Genomic DNA, 21378 nt, shown 5'->3' with positions numbered 1-21378 from the left:
AACACTACCCGTTGCACTCGAACTTGTCCAGTCCGACTCAACCGTTGAAATCTACCTCCCCATGTCCACCATGTCAATGGTTTTTTGGGGCGAGGGGAAGACTAGCAGGTCAGCGACGTCATACGCACATCAGGCGGCGGCCGGGAGCTCGGCGCTCCGCTCGGTGGCGTCGAGGTCTCCTGCCTCGCCGGCTCGGGCCGCTCGGCCGCCGAGTATGTAGACGTACGCGAGAAACGCCAGCTCGGCCGCGACCCCGATGGCGATGCGGGCCCAGGTGGGGAGGCCCGAGGGGGTGACGAAGCCTTCGATCACGCCCGAGACGAACAGGACCAGGGCCAGACCGATGGCCATGCCGATGGCGGCTCGGCCTTGCTGCGCGAGGGCGGAGCGGCGGGTCTGCGGGCCGGGATCGATGACCGTCCAGCCGAGGCGGAGGCCTGTACCGGCTGCGACGAATACCGCGGTGAGTTCGAGCAGACCGTGCGGGAGGACCAGGCCGAGGAAGGTGTCGAGTCGGCCGGCCGACGACATCAGACCGATGCCGACCGCGAGGTTGAGTACGTTCACGAAGAGGATCCAGATCACCGGCAAGCAGAGGAACGCCCCCAGGACCAGACACATCGCGGCCGCCTGAGCATTGTTCGTCCAGACCTGGGCGGCGAACGAAGCGGCCGGGTGGCTGGAGTAGTACGTCTCGTACTCCCCTCCGGGGCTGGTCATGCGGCGGAGGTCTTCCGGGGCGGCGATCGCCGCCTGGACCTCCGGGTGGGTGCCGATCCACCAGCCCATGAGTGCGGCCAGGAGCGTCGAAAGAACGGCCGTGGGTATCCACCAGTGCCTGGAGCGGTAGACGGCTGCGGGAAAGCCGGCAGTCAGGAAGCGGGTGGCGTCGCGCCAGGTGGCCCGGCGGGTGCCCGTCACGGTGGACCGGGCGCGGGCCACGAGCTGGGTGAGGCGCGCGGTGAGCATCGGGTCCGGGGCGCTGGACTGGATCAGTGAGAGATGGGTGGCCGTCCGCTGATAGAGGGCGACGAGTTCGTCGGCTTCGGTGCCGGTGAGACGGCGCCCGCGGTGCAGGAGGTGTTCCAGGCGGTCCCACTCGGTGCGGTGGGCTGTCACGAAGACGTCGAGATCCATGGTCGGCTGCTGCTCCAGGCATGGGTGCGTACGGGTCCGTACTACTGCGGCGCGCTGCGGGTCAGCTTGGCAGACTGAGCTCCCGAGGGGCAGGGAAGGTCGGCGAAGGGTGGGCGGCAATGAGTGAACTTGTGACCGGGGACGCGGTCGTGCTGGGGCTGAGGCCGGCGAAACTGCCGAGTCGGGCGCTGGCTCTGGCGATCGATCTTGTCGTGGTGTGGACGGTTTTCATGCTGGTGTCGATCGGGCTGGCCGTCGCGACGGTGACGCTGGACGAGGCGGCGAGTGCGGCCATTGCCGTCGCCACGTTTCTGCTCGTGCTGGTGGGCGGGCCCATCGCGGTGGAGACGCTCAGCCACGGCCGTTCGCTGGGGAAGTTGGCATGCGGGCTGCGGGTGGTGCGGGACGACGGCGGGCCGATCCGGTTCCGGCACGCGCTGGTGCGCGGGGCGATGGGGGTCGTCGAGATTCTGATGACGCTCGGGGTCGTCGCATCCATCGCGTCGCTGGTGTCGGCGCGGGGGCGGCGGCTCGGGGATGTCTTCGCGGGGACGCTCGTCGTACGGGAACGGGTGCCGGCGGGGCGGGGAGTCGCCGTGCCGCCTCCGCCGCCGTGGTTGGTCGGGCGGTTCGCGGCGCTTGATCTGTCGGCGGTGCCGGACGAGTTGTGGCTGGCGATACGGCAGTACCTGACGCGGATGAACCAGCTCGATGCGGAGGTGGGGTGGTCGATGGCCACGCGGCTGAGTGGGGAGCTGGCGGCGCGTACGGGGGTTCCCGTTCCGGAAGGGGTACCGGCTGCGGCGTATCTGGCCGGCGTGGTGAACGAGCGGCAGGCACGGGATGCGCGGCGGGTGTTCGCCGCTGCGCAGAGGGTTTCCCCGGAGGTCGCGGGTCCGCCTGCGGACGGACAGAGCGGCGTGGACGGCGCGGGGGGCGTGAGGGCTGCGTCGGGGCCCATGGAGTGGGTGGCCCCTGTGGGGCCTGCTAATCCTGGGGCTTCTGGGGTTTCCGGTACGGACGGGTCCACGGTGCGGACTCCGGGCACTGGGTTCGCGCCGCCTGCTTAGCGAGGGGAGGGCGGGGATTCCAGCTCTTCGAGCTCGATGCCGGGGGCCGAGAGGACGACGTCGCCGGCGATGTGGACGGTGTGCTGTTCGCCCGTGTCCAGGGCGCTGACCTGGTATTCGTCCACCATCAGGAGTCCACTGTCAGTGGCGTGCGATTCACTGTTCACCAGGGCCCAGGACTGGTCGACGGTACGGGGAGCGAGGACCGGGTCCGTGAAGGCGACGAGGCGGACGCGGGTCGCGGGGGAACCGGGGGTGAGGCGCAGCAGCCGTGAGGTCGCGACGAGGAAAGCGGGGGAGGTGCCGGTGAAGGCGTGGGCGCGGACATTGCCTTCGGTGGCATGGGTGCCGGTCGGGTCGGTGCGGACCCAGGTGACGCCTTCGAGGGCGGCTCCTCGGATCTGCCAACTCGCGGCGTGAAGTTCGAGGCGAAGGGGGCGGCCGAGTTCATCGAGGGTGAGGTCGACGGAGCCCATGTGATCGCCCGAGGGGGCGGTGGTCTGGGAGACGTAGCGCCAGCCGGAGGGGCCCGGGGCGCACTGGAAGTGTTCTTGGCCGAGAGGGGTGTGGTCGTGGGGATCGTGGAGCGAATAACGGCCGCGGGGCATGGGGTCCTTCGGGTTCCTCGGGCTGTGCGGGTGCAGTACGGCGCAGGCCCCCGACACGGGGGTGCGGGGGCCTGCGCTCGTATCTGCTGCTGAAGGTGGGGCTGTTCCGTCCGTCAGGGCAGTTCTGGACCGGTCACCGGCTGCGGCGATCTGCGCTGCTGACGGACGGGATCAGCACCGGATCAGTAGCGGTAGTGGTCGGGCTTGTACGGGCCTTCGACCTCGACGCCGATGTAGGCGGCCTGCTCGGGGCGGAGCGTCGTGAGCTTCACGCCGAGTGCGGCGAGGTGGAGGCGGGCGACCTTCTCGTCGAGGTGCTTGGGCAGCACGTAGACGTCGGTCGGGTACTCCTCGGGCTTGGTGAACAGCTCGATCTGGGCCAGGGTCTGGTCCGCGAACGAGTTGGACATGACGAACGAGGGGTGGCCCGTGGCGTTGCCCAGGTTCAGCAGGCGGCCCTCGGACAGCACGATGATGACCTTGCCGTCGGGGAACGTCCACGTGTGGACCTGCGGCTTGACCTCGTCCTTGACGATGCCGTCGATCTTGGCGAGACCCGCCATGTCGATCTCGTTGTCGAAGTGGCCGATGTTCCCGACGATCGCCTGGTGCTTCATCTTGGCCATGTCGGCGGCCATGATGATGTCCTTGTTGCCCGTCGTGGTGACGAAGATGTCGGCCTGGGCGACGACGTCGTCGAGGGTGGCGACCTGGTAGCCGTCCATCGCCGCCTGCAGCGCGCAGATCGGGTCGATCTCGGTGATGATCACGCGGGCGCCCTGGCCGCGCAGGGACTCCGCGCAGCCCTTGCCCACGTCGCCGTAGCCGCAGACGACGGCGGTCTTGCCGCCGATCAGGACGTCGGTGGCGCGGTTGATGCCGTCGATCAGGGAGTGGCGGCAGCCGTACTTGTTGTCGAACTTGGACTTGGTGACGGCGTCGTTGACGTTGATCGCCGGGAAGAGGAGGGTGCCGTCGCGGTGCATCTCGTACAGCCGGTGCACACCGGTAGTGGTCTCCTCGGTGACGCCGCGGATCTCGGACGCCAGCTGGGTCCACTTCTGCGGGGCCTCGCCGAGGGTGCGGTTCAGCAGGGTGAGGATGTGGCCGTACTCCTCGCTGTCCGCGGTCGACGGGTCCGGGGCCGATCCGGCCTTCTCGAACTCGACGCCCTTGTGGACGAGGAGGGTGGCGTCGCCACCGTCGTCGAGGATCATGTTCGGGCCGCCGGTGGGGGTGTTCGGCCAGGTCAGGGCCTGCTCCGTGCACCACCAGTACTCTTCCAGCGTCTCGCCCTTCCAGGCGAAGACCGGGACGCCGGCAGGGGCGTCCGGGGTGCCGTTCGGGCCGACGGCGATGGCCGCGGCGGCGTGGTCCTGGGTGGAGAAGATGTTGCAGGAGGCCCAGCGGACCTGGGCGCCGAGGGCGACCAGGGTCTCGATCAGCACGGCCGTCTGCACGGTCATGTGCAGCGAGCCGGTGATGCGGGCGCCGGCCAGCGGCTGCGAGGCGGCGTACTCCTTGCGGATCGACATCAGACCGGGCATCTCGTGCTCGGCGAGCGTGATCTCCTTGCGGCCGAACTCCGCGAGGGAGAGGTCGGCGACCTTGAAGTCCTGTCGATTGACGACCGTCGTCATAACGGGCTGCTCCTCGTAATGGGGTCGAGGGTGGGTAGGGCTGGCTCTGCGGCGGCGGGCACACGAATGCCCGGGCGCTCGCAGCGCAGTCCGTCGGAGGCCCTCTCTCCCTCGCCCGGTCCGCAGGAGCGGAGCGGCCGACCGCCATCAGCAGCGACGTCTGACACTGTCATCGAATCTACACCGATCAGCCCACTCGCTCCCAGCCCACTCGGGGCCGGGAGCGGTCGGACGAGGGATCGGGAGGGTCAGTGGCCGGAATCGGCCGGGTCGGCGTCGGGGGCCGTGGCCGGATTGGTGCCCGCGGCGGCGGCCGCCTCGTTGAAGATGTCCGGTTCCAGGTAGATGACCCGGGCGATCGGGACCGCTTCGCGGATGCGGGCCTCAGCGGCGTTGATGGCGTTGGCGACCTCGGTGGCGGTGTCGTCGTGCTGGACGGCGATCTTCGCGGCGACCAGCAGTTCCTCCGGGCCGAGGTGGAGCGTACGCATATGGATGATGCGGGTGACGGTTTCGCCGTCGACGACTGCGGCCTTGATCTTGTCGACCTGGTCGGTGCCGGCGGCTTCACCGAGCAGCAGCGACTTCGTCTCGGCAGCGAGGACGATCGCGATGATGATCAGCAGGGTGCCGATGCAGAGGGTGCCGATGCCGTCCCAGACACCGTCGCCGGTCGCGATGGCCAGGCCCACGCCGCCGAGAGCGAGGACCAGACCGATCAGGGCGCCGAGGTCCTCCAGGAGGACGACGGGGAGCTCGGGGGCCTTGGCCCGGCGGACGAACTGGGTCCAGGAGAGCCTGCCGCGGGTCTCGTTGGACTCCTTGATGGCGGTCCGGAAGGAGAAGCCCTCCGCGATGATCGCGAAGACCAGTACGCCGACCGGCCAGTACCAGGCCTCGATCTCGTGCGGGTGCCGGACCTTCTCGTAGCCCTCGTACACCGCGAACATGCCACCGACCGAGAACAGGACGATGGAGACGAGGAAGGCGTAGATGTAGCGCTCACGGCCGTAGCCGAAGGGGTGCTGGGGGGTGGCTTCGCGCTGGGCCTTCTTGCCGCCGAGCAGCAGGAGCCCCTGGTTGCCCGAGTCGGCGAGCGAGTGGACGCTCTCCGCGAGCATCGACGACGAGCCACTGAACAGGAACGCCACGAATTTGGCCACTGCGATCGCGAGATTGGCGCCGAGTGCCGCCACGATCGCCTTGGTTCCGCCTGACGCACTCATGGGTGCCTGGTGTCCCTTCGTCAATGCTGCGGCCCTGGCGCCGCGGTACGGCCGGACATTGTTGCAGCCGCTGGTTCGGACGGTACGTCAGGCCACTACTGTCGCGCGGAACAGTGTGCCGGTACCGGACACTTCGACCGATTCGTCCGACGGCACGAAGACCGAGCCGCCGGGGGCGAGGTCGAGCGTGCCGACGCGGGGCGTACCCGCGGTGCAGAGCAGGATCTGCGGGGCGGAACTGGTCAGGTCCACGGGGGCGGCGCCGGGCGAGAGGTCGTAGCGCGACAGCCGGAATTCGTCGACCGGGGTCTCGTACAGCTCCTCGCCGGAGGGAGAAGCCTCGGGGCGCAGGATGCCGGGGTCGGTCGCCTCGAAGCGGACGATGCCGAGGAGTTCGGGGACGTCGATGTGCTTGGGCGTCAGTCCGCAGCGCAGCACATTGTCCGAGTTGGCCATGATCTCTACACCGAGGCCGCCGAGGTAGGCGTGCGGGACGCCGGCGCCGAGGAACAGGGCTTCACCGGGCTGGAGTTGCACGTGGTTCAGCAGCATCGCAGCGATGACACCCGGGTCGCCGGGGAAGTGGTGTGCGATGCGGGCGTACGGGGCGTGGGCGCCGCCGAGGCGTTCGGCGGCGGCCGCCGCCTCGGTGACCGTCTCCGCCATCTCCGCGGGGTCGGCGGTGAGGATCGCCGTGAGCACTTCGCGGAGCGCCGCCTCTTCGGGGTGGGCTCCGAGCAGATCGACGTACGGCTTGAGGGAGTCGACGCCGAGCGCCGCCATCGCCTCGGCAGCCTCGGTGGGCCGGCGGAAGCCGCAGAGACCTTCGAAGGGAGTGAGCGCGCAGATCAGTTCGGGCTTGTGGTTGGCGTCCTTGTACGTGCGGTGGGGTGCGTCGATCGGGACGGACCGGCGCTCCTCGTCCTCGTACCCCTTCTTGGCCTGCGTGAGGTCGGGGTGGACCTGGAGGGAGAGGGGGGCGCCCGCGGCGAGCAGCTTGAGGAGGAAGGGGAGGCGGGGGCCGAACTTCTCGACGGTGGCCGGGCCCAGTTCGCGCTCGGGGTCGGCGGCGATGATGTCGGTGAGGGGCTGCTCGGCGCCTGCGGTACGGGTGAGGCGGGAGGGGGCTCCGGGGTGGGCGCCCATCCACATCTCGGCCTGCGGCTCGCCGGTGGGAGCGACGCCGAGCAGTTCGGGGATGGCGGTGGTGGAGCCCCAGGCGTAAGGGCGCACGGTGTTGGAGAGCCGGTCCATGGAGATTTTTCGTCCTCGTGAGATGCGGGGATCGTGCGATGTGGTGGAGCGGTTCAGGGGTGAGTTGCCGACGCCAGGGACAGGTAGACCGCGGCGAAGTCGGTGACTGCGAGGAGTTCGGCGAGGGCTTCGAGCGCCGTGCCCTCCTCCGGTTCGAGTTCGCTGATCGCCGTGTCGTGGCCGAGGGCGAGTTCGCGGGCGGCCGGGGCGGCGCTCAGGCCGCCGGTGGGCCGGTCCCGGAGCAGGACGACCCGGGCGTGCAGGGGCTCGGTCTCGTCGACCCGGTCGCGGAAGAAGTCGTCGGGGTCGGCTCCGGCGGCGAAGGCGCCCGCCAGCAGTGCCCCGTGGGCGGGGAGCGCCTCGGGGAGTTCAGCGGAGATGGCCGGGCGGCCGGACAGTTCGGCGAGGACGGCGGCGAAGCGTCGCCCGACAGGTCCTGCGGCGTCGCCCTCCGTCCAGATGAGGGGCAGGCTGTCGGCGAGTTCGGCAGCGAGGGTCTTGGCCGGGTTGCTGTACGTGGCAATGGCCGGTCCGCAGCGTTCGGCGGTGCGGTCGAGACGGTCGGCGACGCTCTGCAGCGCCTCGGGGGTTGCCGTGACCAGGCCGACCCGGTCGAGCAGGGCGAGCAGCGGCGTGAACAGTGCCCAGAGCGTGCCGGGACCCGCGGCCGAGGTCTCGGCGTCGTACTCGCCGTGCGGGGCGGACGCCATCGGTACGACGAGTCCGTGCACCCCGTCGACCGCCTCGCGCAGCGGGGACCCGTGTGGGGCGACGGCGACGACCGTGCAGCCGCGCCGGTACGCCTGTTCGGCGAGGAGGGCGAGGCCCGGTTCGGTGCCGTCGGCCGTGGCGATCAGCAGCAGGTCGACGGAGCCGGCCCAGCCGGGGAGCGTCCAGCGCATCGCGCCCGCGGCGGGTGCGACGCCGGAAGGGGGGATACGGGTGACGGGGGCCGAGGCGCCCGCCAGTGCGGCGATCAGGTCGGCGACGCCGAATGCGGCGGTGCCGGAGCCGGCGACCAGGACGGCGCGGGGGCGGCCCTCCGGGGTCAGTTCGGTGATCCCGGCCTCCGCGGCATGCCGGGCGGCGGTACGGACGCGCGCCCCGGCCTCGGCGGCGCCACGGAGCAGGCCGCGGCGGTCGGCTCGGGCCAGTGCTTCCGGGGCGTCGAGCAACGACTCGTCGAGCATGGGGACGGGCCTCCGATCACGTGCTGCTCAGCGTGAGGTCTGCGGTGTACGGGGCGGGGTCGCCGGTGTGGTGGGTGGCGGCGGTCCCGTGACTCGCTGTTACGCGGGGCGGCGGGCCTCGTCGACGAGGAGGACGGGGATGCCGTCCCGTACCGGGTAGGCCAGGCCGCAGTCCGTGCCGGTGCAGACCAGCTCGGGGCTGTCGGCTGCCGTGCGGTCGTCCAGCGGGAAGTGGCAGGCCGGGCAGGCGAGGATCTCCAGGAGGCCGGCTTCGAGCGGCATGGGGTGGGTCCCTTCGAGCATTCGAACGTGTGTGTTCGGTTCACGCGGATCAGGCGTCGTCAGCCTACCGCCGGGGTGACGGAGGCGCGGCCCGGCCCGGAGCCGGTGGGGCGGGTAGGGCGGGTGGTGTGCATGGGGTTGCGGTGCGGGTCGGAGCCTACGGGTGGTGCGCCTGCGGCGGGCTCGCCCCTGCCCGCCCCTTCCCGGAACCGGTGCTCCGTCCCGGCCCCCGTCCGGTTCTCGAACGCCGGACGGGCCAAAGGCTCGCCCATGAGGGCCGGAAGTGGTCCTACGCACGGACCAGGGCCAGGACCTCGTCGCGTACCGCCTTCATCGTCTCCTCGTCGCGTGCCTCGACGTTCAGGCGCAGGAGGGGTTCCGTGTTGGAGGCCCGGAGGTTGAACCACCAGTCCGGTGCCGTGACCGTCAGGCCGTCCAGTTCGTCGAGCGAGATGCCCTCGCGCGCCTCGAAGGATGCGCGTACCACCGCCGTGCGGGCCGGCTGGTCGTCGACCGTGGAGTTGATCTCTCCGGAGCCGGTGTAGCGGTCGTACTGGGCGACCAGTTCGGAGAGCGGGCCCGGCTGTCCGCCGAGGGCGGCGAGGACGTGGAGGGCGGCGAGCATGCCCGTATCGGCGTTCCAGAAGTCGCGGAAGTAGTAGTGCGCGGAGTGTTCGCCGCCGAAGATCGCGCCGTGTTCGGCCATCTCCGCCTTGATGAAGGAGTGGCCGACGCGGGTACGGACGGGGGTGCCGCCGTGTTCGCGGACCACCTCGGGAACCGACCAGGACGTGATCAGGTTGTGGATGACGGTGCCCTTGCCGCCGTGGCGGGCCAGCTCACGCGCCGCGACCAGTGCGGTGATCGCGGACGGGGAGACGCCCGCGCCGTGTTCGTCGACGACGAAGCAGCGGTCCGCGTCGCCGTCGAAGGCGAGGCCCAGGTCGGCGCCTTCGGCCAGCACCCGGGCCTGGAGGTCGACGAGGTTCTTCGGGTCGAGGGGGTTGGCCTCGTGGTTGGGGAACGTGCCGTCCAGTTCGAAGTACATGGGGACGACGTCGAGCGGGAGACCCCCGAAGACGGTGGGGACGGTGTGGCCGCCCATGCCGTTGCCCGCGTCGACCACGACCTTCAGCGGGCGGACGGCCGTCAGGTCGACCAGGGACCGAAGGTGGGCCGCGTAGTCGGTGAGGGTGTCGCGGTCCGTGACGGTGCCGGGGGTGGCGACCGGCTGCGGTACGCCCTGCTCGGCCCACTTCTCGATCAGGGCGCGGATCTCGGAGAGTCCGGTGTCCTGGCCGACCGGCGCGGCGCCGGCCCGGCACAGCTTGATTCCGTTGTACTGCGCCGGGTTGTGCGAGGCCGTGAACATCGCACCGGGCAGGCCGAGGATGCCGGAGGCGAAGTACAACTGGTCGGTCGAGCACAGACCGATGAGGGTGACGTCCGCACCCCGTGCCGCCGCGCCGCGCGCGAACGCCGCCGAGAGGCCGGGCGAGGACGGGCGCATGTCGTGGCCGATCACGACCGCCTCCGCGTCCGTCACCTCGACGAACGCCGCCCCGAACTGCTCGGCCAGCGATTCGTCCCACTGGTCGGGCACGACTCCGCGCACGTCGTACGCCTTCACGATCTGTGACAGATCAGCAGTCACGGGCCGGTCCTCCTGAGATTTCTGCGGACCGCCCAAACTACCCGGCCGGTCCGCGGGCCCTCGGGGGGATGCGGTCGTTCGGTGGTCGACCGCTTCAGGAGTCGGGTGAGCGCAGGACTCGCAGGTGACCGCGGCGCGCGACCTCCATCGGGTCCGCGGCGTGCGGGCCGCCGCCTCTGGCCTCCGCCGCGCGGTCGTGCGGACGCGCCGCTTCCCGCACGGCGTTGGCGAGCGCTTCGAGGTCGTCACCGCTGGGGCGCGTAGGCGCAGAGGGATCGGTGAGCCGGACGACTTCCCAGCCGCGTGGCGCGGTCAGCCGCTCACTGTGCTCGGCACAGAGGTCGTAGCAGTGGGGCTCGGCGTAGGTGGCGAGCGGGCCGAGGACCGCAGTCGAGTCGGCATAGACGTACGTCAGTGTCGCGACGGCAGGGCGGCCGCACGCGGTGCGCGAACAGCGACGTACAGGGCTCACGATGTTGGACGGTACCGCACTCTTGAGCGGGCTGCGACGACTCTCCCTCAGGTCACCCCACCGTGTCGCACTGTGACCTCCGGCACAACCGCCTTTCGGGTAACTGGCCTGACCTGCGCGGGAAGAGGGTTGCGCAGGTCGCAACGGCAACGATTTCGGTCACCACTCGGTGCATAAGCTGTCAATACGTAGGAGATCGGCGGTCGCGGACCGGGCCTGAAACGGGCTCAAGCTTGGCCGGAATGTTCAAGTGCGGACATGCCGCTGTGCTGTCGGTGACGGGCGATCCGGCTGCCCCACAGAGGGTTACGCTGCGTCGGTGATGGACAGTCCTGTACCGCCGCCCCACCCGTCCGAGCCGCGGTCCGAGCCGCGACCGCGCCGTCGTGACCGCCATGGCCGCGGCATGCGCGGACCCGTCGCCCCGCCCCAGGTGCCGCTCTCGGCCACCAGGGCGGAGAACTTCCGTGATCTCGTACAGGACTCGGTGGAGCGGCTGGAGCGGCGCTGGCCTCAGCTGGCCGATGTCGACTTCATGGTCCTCGATGTGCCGGGGCCGCAGGAGGAGACCGTACCGCTGGGGCGTGCGGTGTCCGCGGAGAAGGACCGGCCCGCGCAGATCGTCATCTACCGGCGCCCCGTCGAGATCCGTACCAAGAACCGCGACGAGCGTGCGCTGCTGGTGCACGAGGTCGTGGTCGAGCAGGTCGCGGAGTTGCTCGGGCTGTCACCGGAGTCGGTGGATCCGCGCTACGGGCAGGACTAGTGCCGTGACCGGCAATCTTTGCCCCACAAGGAGCGTCGTCCGGTGCGTGCGGTCGGAGGGCGGCCGGACGTCCTGGTAGCAGAGCTACCAGGGCTTTTGGTCAACACGGAAGGGGGTCCCCCCTGGCCCTTAAGGCCTTGGGGGAGGGCGTGCCGGGCGGTGCGACGGGGCAAAGCGTGCCGGGAGGGACACCAGGTCCTGCCGTCCGGGTCAGGTTGCAGATCCCGCGAGCCCCGCATGATCCGGACCAGAGGCCCTGGGGGGTCGGGGCGGGCAGGCCTCGGCCCGCCCCGACCCCGTTGCTCAGCCGTCCAGAACCGAGAGGTCCTGTTCGGCGTTGGGTACCTCGACCGTTCCGCCGTCGTCCGGCAGCGTCTGCACCGTGAACATCGGGATGCCGTCCTCCGGAAGGGACAGGGTGCGCGCGGCATGGACCGGACCGCCCGACTCCGTCTCGATCGTCAGCGCATAACTGCCCTTCAGCCCGGCCGGTACCGGCGGGGTGACGGCGATCGTCGTACCGGCCTTGACCGTGTACGTCTGGACGGTCTGTTCGCCGCCCTCGCTGCCCGCCGAGGCCGTGACCTTCACCTTCCCGGTGGCGCCCGGAGCGGTGAGGGAAAGGGTCGAGCCCTTCGCCCGGTTGTCGGCCACGGTGGCCTGTGCGCCCACCGGCCCGGTCGCCGGGATGTACGCGACCTCCCGCTTGTCGCCGGTGCCGCGGACCACGCGCAGCGCCGCCACCACCGGAGTGGCCCGTCCGCTCTCCGCCGGGGTCAGCAGCAGGGAGCCCGCTTCACCCCTGGTGACGTCCTTCAGGTCGACGCCTGCGGTCATGTTCGACTTGATGTGAAGGTCCTCGTGTCCGGCCGGTGAGATCGCACCGTTCTTGCCCAGCAGCTTCACCTTCAGATCGGCGTCGTCCTCGCCGGGGGCGAAAGCCACCAGCCGGACGTCCGTGGCGTCCGCCGGGATGCCGGGGAGGACGAGGGTGCCCGTCGGGTCGACGGAGGCGGCGAGCCAGTCGCTGCCGGTCTCGTCACCCGCTGCCCTGACGACGGCGCCGACCCGGCCGGTACGCGTGGTGACGTGGACCGTCACGTCGTCGGCCGCCTCGCTGGTCAGGGTGGAGATCAGGACCGGAACGCTGGACCTGGCCGGGACCGTGATGCCCTCCCCCACATCGGACTTGAGCGAGCCGTCCGGCCCGTACAGCTCGATGTCGGCCACCGCGGCCGTGTCGTCCGGGTTGGTGAGGTGGACGTAGTCCTCGCGGGACTTCGCCGTGCTGGCGGCCGGGAACCAGAAGTTCGTGTCGGGGCCGGTGCAGCTGACCCCGAGCAGGCCGCGGGTGGCCCCCGCACTGACCGTGGTGGTCTGCTGCGTGGTCCAGCCGGGGGCCAGCTCGCCGGTGGCGGTGCCGACCAGGGCGGGGGCGTCGGAGCCGGACGCCTCGGCGGTGGCCGGTCTGCCGGGCTTCTTGAGGGAGACGACCGGCTTGTCGGAGTCCGCCTTCTTGCTCTCTTCCTTCTTCCCGTCCTTCTCGGCGGTGGGGTCGTCGCCCGCGTCCGCCGTGGTGGAGACGGACGGCATCAGGTCGGCGGCGCCTGCCGCTCCGCCGCTGCCGGCCGCGGGGGTGAAGGACGTGTACGTCGTCTCCGCGAGGTCCGAGAGGCCGGGCGCCGGACAGAGCAGACTGGACCGCTCCACCGGCAGCCGTGCGGCGGCTTTCGTCTCGCCTGCGCCCGCCTCGCCCGGCGCGGTGAGCGCGGCGAACCCGGTGACGGCAGCGAGGGCTACGGTGCCCGCGATGAGGGACAGGCTGGTGGACTTCACTCGGACTCGCCTCGCGATGCGTTACCGGTCGGCCACGGGTTCTGGGCCGGGGCGGGGTTCTCGTCGGGGTTCTGCGGGTCGTACGGGCCCTGTGCGGTGTAGGGGGCCTGTGGGTCGTACGGGGCCTCCGGGGCGTACTGGCCGTACTGGCCCTGGCCGTACGCGTCCTGGCTCTGGTCGTACTGGCCCTGTTCCTGGTTGTACTGACCTTGGTTCTGGTCGTACTGCTGCTGCGGATAGCCGTACGGGTCGTACGCCGGGGCGCTGCCCTGCTGGTAGGGATCGGCGGCGGCCTGCTGCTGCTCGCCCTGGTACTGCGGGTAGTCGGCGCCCTGGTACTGCTGGGTGTCCCACTCGCCGTACTGCTGTTGCTGCGGTACGGGGGCGTACGTGCCGTCGTCGTCCGGCTGGGCGTACGGGTCCTGTGCCGCGGACTGGTCGCCGTACGGGTCCTGTGCTTCGGACCGCTCGGCGTACGGGTCGGTCGACCGCTGCGCGGGGATGTTCTGCCCTGCCTCGTCCGGCGTCGGCTCGACGCCCTCGGATGCCGCTTCCGCCTCCGCTGCGGCGCGCAGCCTGCGCGCCCGGCGTCCCTCGCCCGCGACCGGCTCGGCCGGAACCGTCAGGTCCGCCTCGGGCAGGTCGTCGTCGATCTCCCGGCGGCGGCCCGGCAGAGCCAGGACCAGCAGGACCACGCCGAGCGCGGCCTGGGCCCAGATCCACGCGGTGTGGGTGACCGGCGTCTCGTACGTGAGATCCAGCGTGCCGCCCTCGGCGGGCAGCTCGAAGCCCTGTGCCCAGCCGTCCACGGTCTTGGCGGTCAGGGCCCGGCCGTTCAGCGTGGCCGTCCAGCCGGGGTCCGCGGCGTCGGCGATCCGCAGGACGCGGCCGGAGCCGCCTGCGGGAATCCTGGAGTGCGCCTCGACCGGCTGCGAGCCGACGGGCAGCTGCTCGCCGCCGGCGCCGGACGGAACGATCATGATGCGGGCGACCTGACGGTCCACACGCCACAGCGCGCTGCCGTCGAGCTGGCTCAGCCGGCTCAGACCCGGGGTCGCGTCGAGCACCCGGCTCATCTCGCGCGGCGCGCCGTCCCGTACGAGTACGTAACGGATCGCGAAGCCGCTGAGCTGGCTGCCCTGGTCGGCGCCCGAGCCCGCGACCAGGTTGGCGACCACCTTGTCCAGGTGGCTGTTGGAGCCGCCCGACTCGGCCAGTTCCGCGTCGCCGAGCCGCGCGCCGGAGCCGCGGACCAGGGTGTACGAGACAGAGGCGGGCGAACTGCCGCCGAGGACCAGGGTGCGTGGCTGGTCGCGGGTACTGCTCTCCTCCGCGACGAACGCGGGGACCTGCACCGGGTCACGACGCTCCAGCGGACCCGCGGCGCCGCCGATCATCCAGCCGACGGCGGCCAGCGCGGGAGCAAGCACCGCGGCGAGGGCGATCAGGGCGGCGACGGGCTGGCGCCAGCCGAAGCTGAGCTCGGCGACCCTTACCCGGGCACCGTCCGCGCCGACGAGCGCGGCGGCGATCAGCGCGATGCCGTAGACGAGGGTGGCGGGCCCGGCCCAGCCGGAGCCGTTGGCGAGCCCGGCGAAGACCAGGGCGACGAGCGCGACGGCCCAGGCGGCACGGATCGCGAACTGCCGCTCCCCGCGCAGCAGCGCGGCCAGCGCCGCGAGCACGATGCCGAGCAGCAGCACGCCGCCCGCGGCCTTCGGACCGCCGGGGCTGATCCCGAGCAGGTCGAGTGCGGAGGCCGTACCCGTACCGAAGTCCAGGCCCGCCTCGCTCAGGAACGAAGAGGGGCTGCTGAGCAGCGACAGCGACCACGGGGCGAGGACCAGCAGCGGGGTGCCGATCGTGGCGAGGAAGCGGAGCCCGTATGCGGCGATGTCGTGGCGGCGCAGTACGAGGACGCCGATGCCGAGGACAACAGCGAGCGGCCAGACGATGGGCGTGAAGGCCATCGCGAGGGTGAGAAGCAGGGTGTACGCCCAGGTGGCGCGCCAGCTGCCGCGGGTGTCCCCCTGGCCACGCATCCCGCATGCGGAGACGGCGGCGCGGGTGATCAGCGGAAGCAGAATCGCCAGTACGGCGGTGCCGAGGCGGCCGGTCGCGAGGGCGCCGGTCGCGGCGGGCAGGAAGGCGTACGCGATGCTCGCCCAGGCCCGCAGCAGTCGTGATTCGAGCAGCGGGCGGGACACGAAGTACGCGGTGAGTCCGGCGAGCGGGACGGAGCAGACGAGCAGCAGCGTGAGCGCGAAGCCGGTCGAGCCGAGGAACAGCGCGGACAGGGCGGAGATCACGGCGAGGTAGGGCGGTGCGGTCTGGGTGCCGCCGGTGCCGACCGGATGCCAGCCGTCCGCGTACCGTCCCCACAGGTCGGAGACGTCCGCGGGTGCGGGCAGCAGCGCGCCGCCCGCCAGTGCGCCGCCGCCGAGGAGGCCGCGGCAGGCGACGAGGGAGACGAGGAGCAGGACGGCGAAGAGGACGGGGCCGGGCTTGCGGCCGATCCGCTTCAGCCGGGCGAACTGTTCGATCTCCAGGAAGTCGGCGTCGTCACCGCCCGGTCCGGACTCGACGGCCCCGTGCCGTGAGCCGCCGGAATCGGCGTCGGATCCGCTGCCGAAGTTTCCGGCGACCTGCTCGACGGTGGCGCGGACAGTCGCACCGGGCGGCGGGAAGAGGCCGCGCAGCTCAGCCGCGTCCACGACGCCCTTGCCGCGCCTGCGGCGGGCGGCGAAGATCCTGCCGGGGCGCAGCAGGGTGCCGAAGAGTCCGGCGACCTCGTCGAGTGCCTGGCCGGGCACCTTGCCGACCAGATAGGCGAGGGTGCGGAGCAGGGTGCCGAGCACGAGCCGGAGCAGCACCCAGGGCAACTGCTTGCCGCGAGCGTTGACGAGCATCGTGTAGACAGCGCCGGCCTTGTCGACACGGTGCGGCGAGGCGACGGAGCGTCCGGCGCAGTCGATGGGGCGGCGTTCCCGGGCGGCTGCCTCGGCATGCCGCAGGACGGCGTCGGGGGCGACAAGGACCCGGTGTCCCGCGGCGTGCGCGCGCCAGCAGAGATCGACGTCGTCACGCATCAGCGGGAGCCTGCGATCGAACCCGCCGAGTTCCTCCCAGATGTCACGGCGGATCAGCATGCCGGCGGAGGAGACGGAGAGTACGGTACGGACCTGGTCGTGCTGGCCCTGGTCCTGCTCGCGGCGGTCGAGTCCGGTCCAGCGGCGTCCGCTGTTGGCGATGGAGACGCCGACTTCGAGGAGCTGCTTGCGGTCGTACCAGCCGCGGAGTTTGGGGCCGACGATCGCGGCGTGGTGGTCGGTCTCGACGACGCGCAGCAGCTCGGCGAGCGCGTCGGGCTCGGGTGCGCAGTCGTCGTGGAGCAGCCAGAGCCACTGCACCGGTTCGCCGTGCGGCAGTTCGGGCAGGTCGTACGCGTCGTCGCGCCAGCTCCTGGTGACGGGGTCCCAGCCGCTGGGGCGCTTCAGGTACGGCAGGTCGTCGGGGGTGAGTTCACCGGCCGTGCGGACCGCCTCGTCAACAGCCGTACCGAAGCTCGTACGGCGTGCGAGGTGCAGGACGCGCTCGGCGCCGAGCGCCTCGGTGACCAGCCGCGCGGAGTCGTCGGCGGAGCCGGTGTCGGCGGCGACGACCTGCTGTACGGGACGTTCCTGCCCGAGCAGCCCGGCCAGCACGGTGGGCAGCCAGCGTGCGCCGTCGTGGGCGACGAGCACGGCGGTGACGACATGCCGGGGGAACTCTGGGGCGGCGGCGGCCGCGTACGGCGCCGTCGATTGGCTGTGCACGGACATCGAGGTACGGGCCCTCCGGCCGGGTCCGGGGGGCGTCCCCCGGGGCTGCATCGGTGTACACGCGCGCTCCGTCGGGGCGTTGGCGCGTCTCGGACGGGGCCCCACACTAACGGTACGGACGACCGGGGTGGCGCCGAGCGGTCGAACGGGGGCGCCCGGAGGGCGACGGGCGGAGCGGCCGCGCCGGCAGCGGTACGAGGGTGTGCGGACACGACGATGGCCCGCCGCCTGCGGGCAGGGTGCAGGCGGCGGGCCATCGGCGCCGAGGTCCGGAGCGTGGTCGGTGGCGCTCCGGCGGCCGGGGGTTCCAGTGAATCCGTCGGTCTGTTGCTTCGCGGGCCCAGCGGTCAGACTGCGGCCTTCTTCAGGCGTCGCCGCTCGCGTTCGGAAAGGCCGCCCCAGATACCGAACCGCTCGTCATTGGAAAGGGCGTACTCAAGGCATTCGGACCGGACTTCACAGGCGAGGCAGACCTTCTTGGCCTCGCGGGTCGATCCGCCCTTCTCGGGGAAGAAGGACTCGGGATCGGTCTGGGCGCACAGTGCGCGCTCCTGCCAGCCGAGTTCCTCGTCCGCGTCCTCGACCAGCAGTTGCTGGAACAGCTCGGTCATGTGCGCCCCTCGTCTGTCTCTTGCGTCCCCGTGATGCGGCCGTTATCGATTCGGCCGAACGACACGAGTGAAATTACAAGTGTGTGGATACGAGCCAGTCAAGCGGAGATCTGCTATTGGGCCCGGTATTCACTCTGCGGAACCAAGCCTATGCGGAAAGTGTGCAAATCACCAAAAACCTGACATATGCCACGGGCCCCACCGCACCCCCGTCCCTCACAGAGTGAGACTCCCGGGAGGGCGGCCGTGTTTCGATTCGATCACCGAAGCGATCAAGATCACAGTCGGGTCACGAGGCCGCTACGACGTTTGAGGGCGCCGTTGCTGCGCCACATCTCCGGCGCGGTGGGCGCACAAACCTTTCCCCGACCGGAGTAACCGGATGTGATGAATCATTACCGCCAAATCGGGCATCAGGTTGACAACGGGAGCTTTGCTCGGTTCCCTTGCTGTCATGCCAGCGACCTCCGTGATGCGCGTGACCCACCTCCGTGGGTTCCGCACCGCTGTCCAGGCTCGCTGTTGCTGTTCCAGCTGTCTCAGCTGTTGAGGCCTTCGCGCTCCAGCTAGTCGCAGCTCTTCTCCGGACCTCGACCCTTCTCCGGACCACCCCGTCGAACAGCTTCTCGGCGACGGCTGCCCGGTCCCTCCCCGGTCCTCGGTCCTCGCGACACCCCTGGATCTCTGCATCTGCACTCTTGCCCTGCACTCACTTGCCGAGGAACCACCGCACCCATGAACAGCAACAGCGACCTCCAGATCGCCGGCGACATCCTTGAGGTCCAGCACCTCCTCCGGCCCGCCCGCCAGCACCCCTCCACGGTGGCCGAGTTCGTCGGGCTCGCCCGCAGCATCGCCGCCGACCGCTCGCAGTGGGCGCCGCACGTCCAGTACGACGCGACCACCCGCTGGTACCACCGGCTCCGCACCGTTCCCCAAGCTCTCGGCTCCCCTCGATCAGGGGAGACCCCACTCGGTTACGAGGTGTGGCTGCTCAGCTGGGTTCCCGGTCAGGGCAGCGGGCTGCACGACCACGGGTTGTCGTCCGGCGTACTGACCGTCCTGGAAGGCGAATTGACCGAGCGTACGGAGCGCGGCATGCGGTCGCTGGGCTCCGGCGCGCAGCGCGTGTTCGCGCCCGGATACGTCCACGAAGTGGTCAACGACTCCCTCGAACCGGCCGTCAGCCTGCACATCTACTACCCGGGGCTGACCGAGATGCCCATGCACGCGGCACAGTGCGCCTCGGCAACTGCCGACGCCGTACACGCCTGACAGCCCACCCGCCGCCCACCACCACCCCAACAACGATCAGGCCGCGCCTGACAGCCCACCCGTCACCCGCCACCACCCCAACAACGATCAGGCTGCGCCTGACAGACTGGTCTGCATGCGCATTGTGGTTCTGGCCGGCGGTATCGGTGGTGCTCGTTTTCTGCGTGGCCTCAAGCAGGCCGCGCCCGACGCGGACATCACGGTGATCGGCAACACCGGTGACGACATCCATCTGTTCGGACTCAAGGTCTGCCCCGACCTCGACACCGTGATGTACACCCTCGGCGGGGGCATCAACGAGGAGCAGGGCTGGGGCCGTACCGACGAGCGCTTCCACGTCAAGGAGGAACTCGCCGCGTACGGCGTGGGACCCGAATGGTTCGGGCTCGGCGACCGCGACTTCGCGACCCACATCGTCCGTACGCAGATGCTGGGTGCCGGCTACCCGCTGAGCGCCGTCACCGAAGCGCTCTGCGCACGCTGGAGGCCCGGGGTCCGGCTGCTGCCGATGTCCGACGACCGGATCGAGACGCATGTCGCCGTCGACATCGACGGCGAACGAAAGGCGATCCACTTCCAGGAGTACTGGGTGAAGCTGCGCGCCTCGGTCCAGGCGCAGGCGATCGTGCCCGTCGGTGCCGAGCAGGCGAAGCCGGCGCCCGGTGTCCTGGAGGCCATCGCCGACGCCGATGTCATCCTCTTCCCGCCGTCCAACCCCGTCGTCTCGGTCGGCACCATCCTCGCCGTGCCCGGGATCCGGGAGGCGATCGCCGAGGCCGGGGTGCCGGTCGTCGGCCTCTCCCCCATCGTCGGGGACGCGCCGGTACGCGGCATGGCGGACAAGGTGCTCGCCGCGGTCGGCGTGGAGTCCACGGCGGCCGCCGTCGCCCGGCACTACGGCTCCGGGCTGCTCGACGGCTGGCTCGTCGACACGGTGGACGCCGGCACGGTCGACGAGGTGGAGGCCGCGGGCATCCGCTGCCGCGCCGTGCCGCTGATGATGACGGACGTGGACGCAACCGCCGAGATGGCGAGGCAGGCGCTGGCGCTGGCCGAGGAGGTACGGGCGTGAGCGGCGCGGCTGCCGGTGAGGCCCCCTCGTACCGGGTGTGGGCGCTTCCCGGGATGCCCGAGGTACGGGCCGGTGACAACCTCGCGAAGCTGATCGCCGCCACCGAGCCGGGGCTGGTCGACGGTGACGTCCTGCTCGTCACCTCGAAGATCGTCTCCAAGGCGGAGGGCCGGATCGCCGAAGCCACCGACCGGGAGGCGGCGATCGACGCCGAGACCGTACGGGTGGTGGCGCGCCGCGGCACGCTGCGGATCGTCGAGAACCGGCAGGGCCTGGTCATGGCAGCGGCCGGGGTCGACGCCTCGAACACCCCCGCCGGGACGGTGCTGCTGCTCCCCGAGGACCCGGACGCTTCCGCGCGGACGATCCGGGACGGGCTGCGGGACACTCTCGGCGTCGAGGTCGGGGTCCTGATCACGGACACCTTCGGGCGGCCGTGGCGCAACGGGCTGACCGACGTCGCCATCGGGGCGTCCGGAGTCCGGGTGCTGGACGATCTGCGGGGCGGGACGGATGCGCACGGCAATCCGCTGAGCGCCACCGTGGTCGCCACCGCGGACGAGCTCGCCGCGGCCGGTGACCTGGTCAAGGGCAAGGCAGAGGGGTTGCCGGTCGCGATCGTGCGGGGGCTCTCGCATGTGGTGGACCCGGCGGACGCGGAGGCCGGGGCCCGGGCGATGGTGCGGGTCGCCGCAGAGGACATGTTCCGGCTCGGGACGTCCGAGGCGGTACGGGAAGCGGTGACGCTGCGGCGTACGGTCCGGGAGTTCACGGACGAGCCGGTGGACCCGGCGGCGGTACGGCGTGCCGTGGCCGCGGCGGTGACGGCGCCGGCGCCGCATCACACGACACCGTGGCGGTTCGTACTCCTGGAGTCCGAGAAGTCACGGACCCGGCTGCTCGACGCGATGCGGGATGCGTGGATCGCGGATCTGCGCCGCGACGGCAAGAGCGAGGAGTCGATCGCCAAGCGGGTGCGGCGGGGCGATGTGCTGCGCCGGGCGCCGTATCTGGCGGTGCCGTGCCTGGTGATGGATGGCGCCCATACATACGGGGACGCGCGACGGGATGCTGCGGAGCGCGAGATGTTCGTGGTCGCGGCGGGGGCGGGCGTCCAGAACTTCCTGGTGGCGCTGACCGGTGAGCAGCTCGGGTCGGCGTGGGTGTCGTCGACGATGTTCTGCCGCGATGTGGTGCGCGAGGTGCTGGACCTGCCGGCGGAGTGGGATCCGTTGGGTGCGGTGGCGGTCGGGCGTCCGGCGGTTGCGCCGGTGGCCCGGGCGGAGCGGGGTGCGGAGGGGTTCGTCGCGGTGCGGTGAGGTGGGCCGGCGTGGGTTTTCTCCCGCCCGCCCCTTCCCGAGATCTGGGGGGCGACTCCGGGGCTCCTTCGTCCTCGGTCGCCGGACGGGCTCGAAGGCGACACGGCTGATCGTGGACTGCGAGGCCGCGTCGGGTGTTTGAGGA

Annotated in this window: 17 protein-coding genes; 5 read left to right on the top strand and 12 right to left on the bottom strand. The window is 71.1% G+C overall.

What is annotated here, in order from left to right; all coding sequences use genetic code 11:
- Nucleotides 1-129 precede the first annotated feature (129 nt).
- A complete protein-coding gene (locus tag OG972_RS25035) occupies nucleotides 130-1137 on the bottom strand; it encodes a stage II sporulation protein M (protein WP_266984980.1) in 1008 nt (335 codons plus the stop codon).
- A gap of 119 nt (nucleotides 1138-1256) precedes the next feature.
- Between OG972_RS25035 and OG972_RS25030 the strand changes: the two genes are divergently transcribed.
- Entirely contained in the window at nucleotides 1257-2207 is a 951-nt protein-coding gene (locus OG972_RS25030; protein WP_266984978.1) for an RDD family protein, read from the top strand.
- Here OG972_RS25030 and OG972_RS25025 read toward each other — a convergent pair.
- From OG972_RS25025 to OG972_RS24990, 8 genes are all read right to left on the bottom strand, one after another.
- On the bottom strand, nucleotides 2204-2815 hold the full coding sequence (locus tag OG972_RS25025) for a hypothetical protein (RefSeq protein WP_266984976.1): 612 nt from the start codon (nucleotides 2813-2815) through the stop codon (nucleotides 2204-2206). The genes OG972_RS25030 and OG972_RS25025 overlap by 4 nt on opposite strands.
- Nucleotides 2816-2997: 182 nt before the next feature.
- Nucleotides 2998-4455, bottom strand: a complete 1458-nt coding sequence (gene ahcY / locus OG972_RS25020; protein ID WP_266984974.1) for an adenosylhomocysteinase — start codon at nucleotides 4453-4455, stop codon at nucleotides 2998-3000.
- A 248-nt stretch (nucleotides 4456-4703) separates the two neighbouring features.
- The gene (locus OG972_RS25015) at nucleotides 4704-5681 is read right to left on the bottom strand and encodes a cation diffusion facilitator family transporter (protein ID WP_266984972.1); all 978 of its coding nucleotides are present in this window, start codon (nucleotides 5679-5681) and stop codon (nucleotides 4704-4706) included.
- A gap of 87 nt (nucleotides 5682-5768) precedes the next feature.
- A complete protein-coding gene (manA, locus tag OG972_RS25010; RefSeq protein WP_266984970.1) occupies nucleotides 5769-6935 on the bottom strand; it encodes a mannose-6-phosphate isomerase, class I in 1167 nt (388 codons plus the stop codon).
- Between the two features lie 53 nt (nucleotides 6936-6988).
- A complete protein-coding gene (locus tag OG972_RS25005; protein ID WP_266984968.1) occupies nucleotides 6989-8125 on the bottom strand; it encodes an SIS domain-containing protein in 1137 nt (378 codons plus the stop codon).
- A 99-nt stretch (nucleotides 8126-8224) separates the two neighbouring features.
- On the bottom strand, nucleotides 8225-8407 hold the full coding sequence (locus OG972_RS25000) for a Trm112 family protein (RefSeq protein WP_266984966.1): 183 nt from the start codon (nucleotides 8405-8407) through the stop codon (nucleotides 8225-8227).
- Between the two features lie 289 nt (nucleotides 8408-8696).
- Complete coding sequence (locus OG972_RS24995) at nucleotides 8697-10061, bottom strand: phosphomannomutase/phosphoglucomutase (RefSeq protein ID WP_266984964.1); 1365 nt, start codon at nucleotides 10059-10061, stop codon at nucleotides 8697-8699.
- Between the two features lie 94 nt (nucleotides 10062-10155).
- On the bottom strand, nucleotides 10156-10533 hold the full coding sequence (locus OG972_RS24990) for a DUF3499 domain-containing protein (RefSeq protein ID WP_266984962.1): 378 nt from the start codon (nucleotides 10531-10533) through the stop codon (nucleotides 10156-10158).
- Nucleotides 10534-10855: 322 nt separating this feature from the next.
- Between OG972_RS24990 and OG972_RS24985 the strand changes: the two genes are divergently transcribed.
- Nucleotides 10856-11299 (top strand): metallopeptidase family protein, encoded by a 444-nt coding sequence (locus tag OG972_RS24985; RefSeq protein WP_266984960.1) that lies wholly within the window; start codon nucleotides 10856-10858, stop codon nucleotides 11297-11299.
- A gap of 303 nt (nucleotides 11300-11602) precedes the next feature.
- Here OG972_RS24985 and OG972_RS24980 read toward each other — a convergent pair whose 3' ends face one another.
- From OG972_RS24980 to OG972_RS24970, 3 genes are all read right to left on the bottom strand, one after another.
- On the bottom strand, nucleotides 11603-13135 hold the full coding sequence (locus tag OG972_RS24980; protein WP_266984958.1) for a DUF5719 family protein: 1533 nt from the start codon (nucleotides 13133-13135) through the stop codon (nucleotides 11603-11605).
- Nucleotides 13132-16956 carry a glycosyltransferase gene (locus OG972_RS24975; protein ID WP_266984956.1) on the bottom strand — a complete coding sequence of 1275 codons (3825 nt, stop codon included), beginning with the start codon at nucleotides 16954-16956 and terminating at the stop codon, nucleotides 13132-13134. The genes OG972_RS24980 and OG972_RS24975 overlap by 4 nt, the downstream gene beginning before the upstream one ends.
- A gap of 347 nt (nucleotides 16957-17303) precedes the next feature.
- Nucleotides 17304-17567: a WhiB family transcriptional regulator gene (locus OG972_RS24970; protein ID WP_030927001.1), complete on the bottom strand. Its 264-nt coding sequence runs from the start codon at nucleotides 17565-17567 to the stop codon at nucleotides 17304-17306.
- A gap of 735 nt (nucleotides 17568-18302) precedes the next feature.
- Here OG972_RS24970 and OG972_RS24965 point away from each other — a divergent pair.
- From OG972_RS24965 to OG972_RS24955, 3 genes are all read left to right on the top strand, one after another.
- On the top strand, nucleotides 18303-18842 hold the full coding sequence (locus OG972_RS24965) for a cysteine dioxygenase family protein (protein ID WP_266984954.1): 540 nt from the start codon (nucleotides 18303-18305) through the stop codon (nucleotides 18840-18842).
- Nucleotides 18843-18957: 115 nt separating this feature from the next.
- A complete protein-coding gene (gene cofD / locus OG972_RS24960; protein WP_266984952.1) occupies nucleotides 18958-19914 on the top strand; it encodes a 2-phospho-L-lactate transferase in 957 nt (318 codons plus the stop codon).
- The gene (locus OG972_RS24955; protein ID WP_266984950.1) at nucleotides 19911-21233 is read left to right on the top strand and encodes a coenzyme F420-0:L-glutamate ligase; all 1323 of its coding nucleotides are present in this window, start codon (nucleotides 19911-19913) and stop codon (nucleotides 21231-21233) included. The genes cofD and OG972_RS24955 overlap by 4 nt, the downstream gene beginning before the upstream one ends.
- Nucleotides 21234-21378: the final 145 nt, after the last annotated feature.

The organism is Streptomyces sp. NBC_01669 (assembly GCF_026339735.1).
GTDB classification, from domain to species: Bacteria; Actinomycetota; Actinomycetes; order Streptomycetales; family Streptomycetaceae; genus Streptomyces; species Streptomyces yanii.
This window is presented reverse-complemented; position numbering and strand designations above follow the sequence as displayed.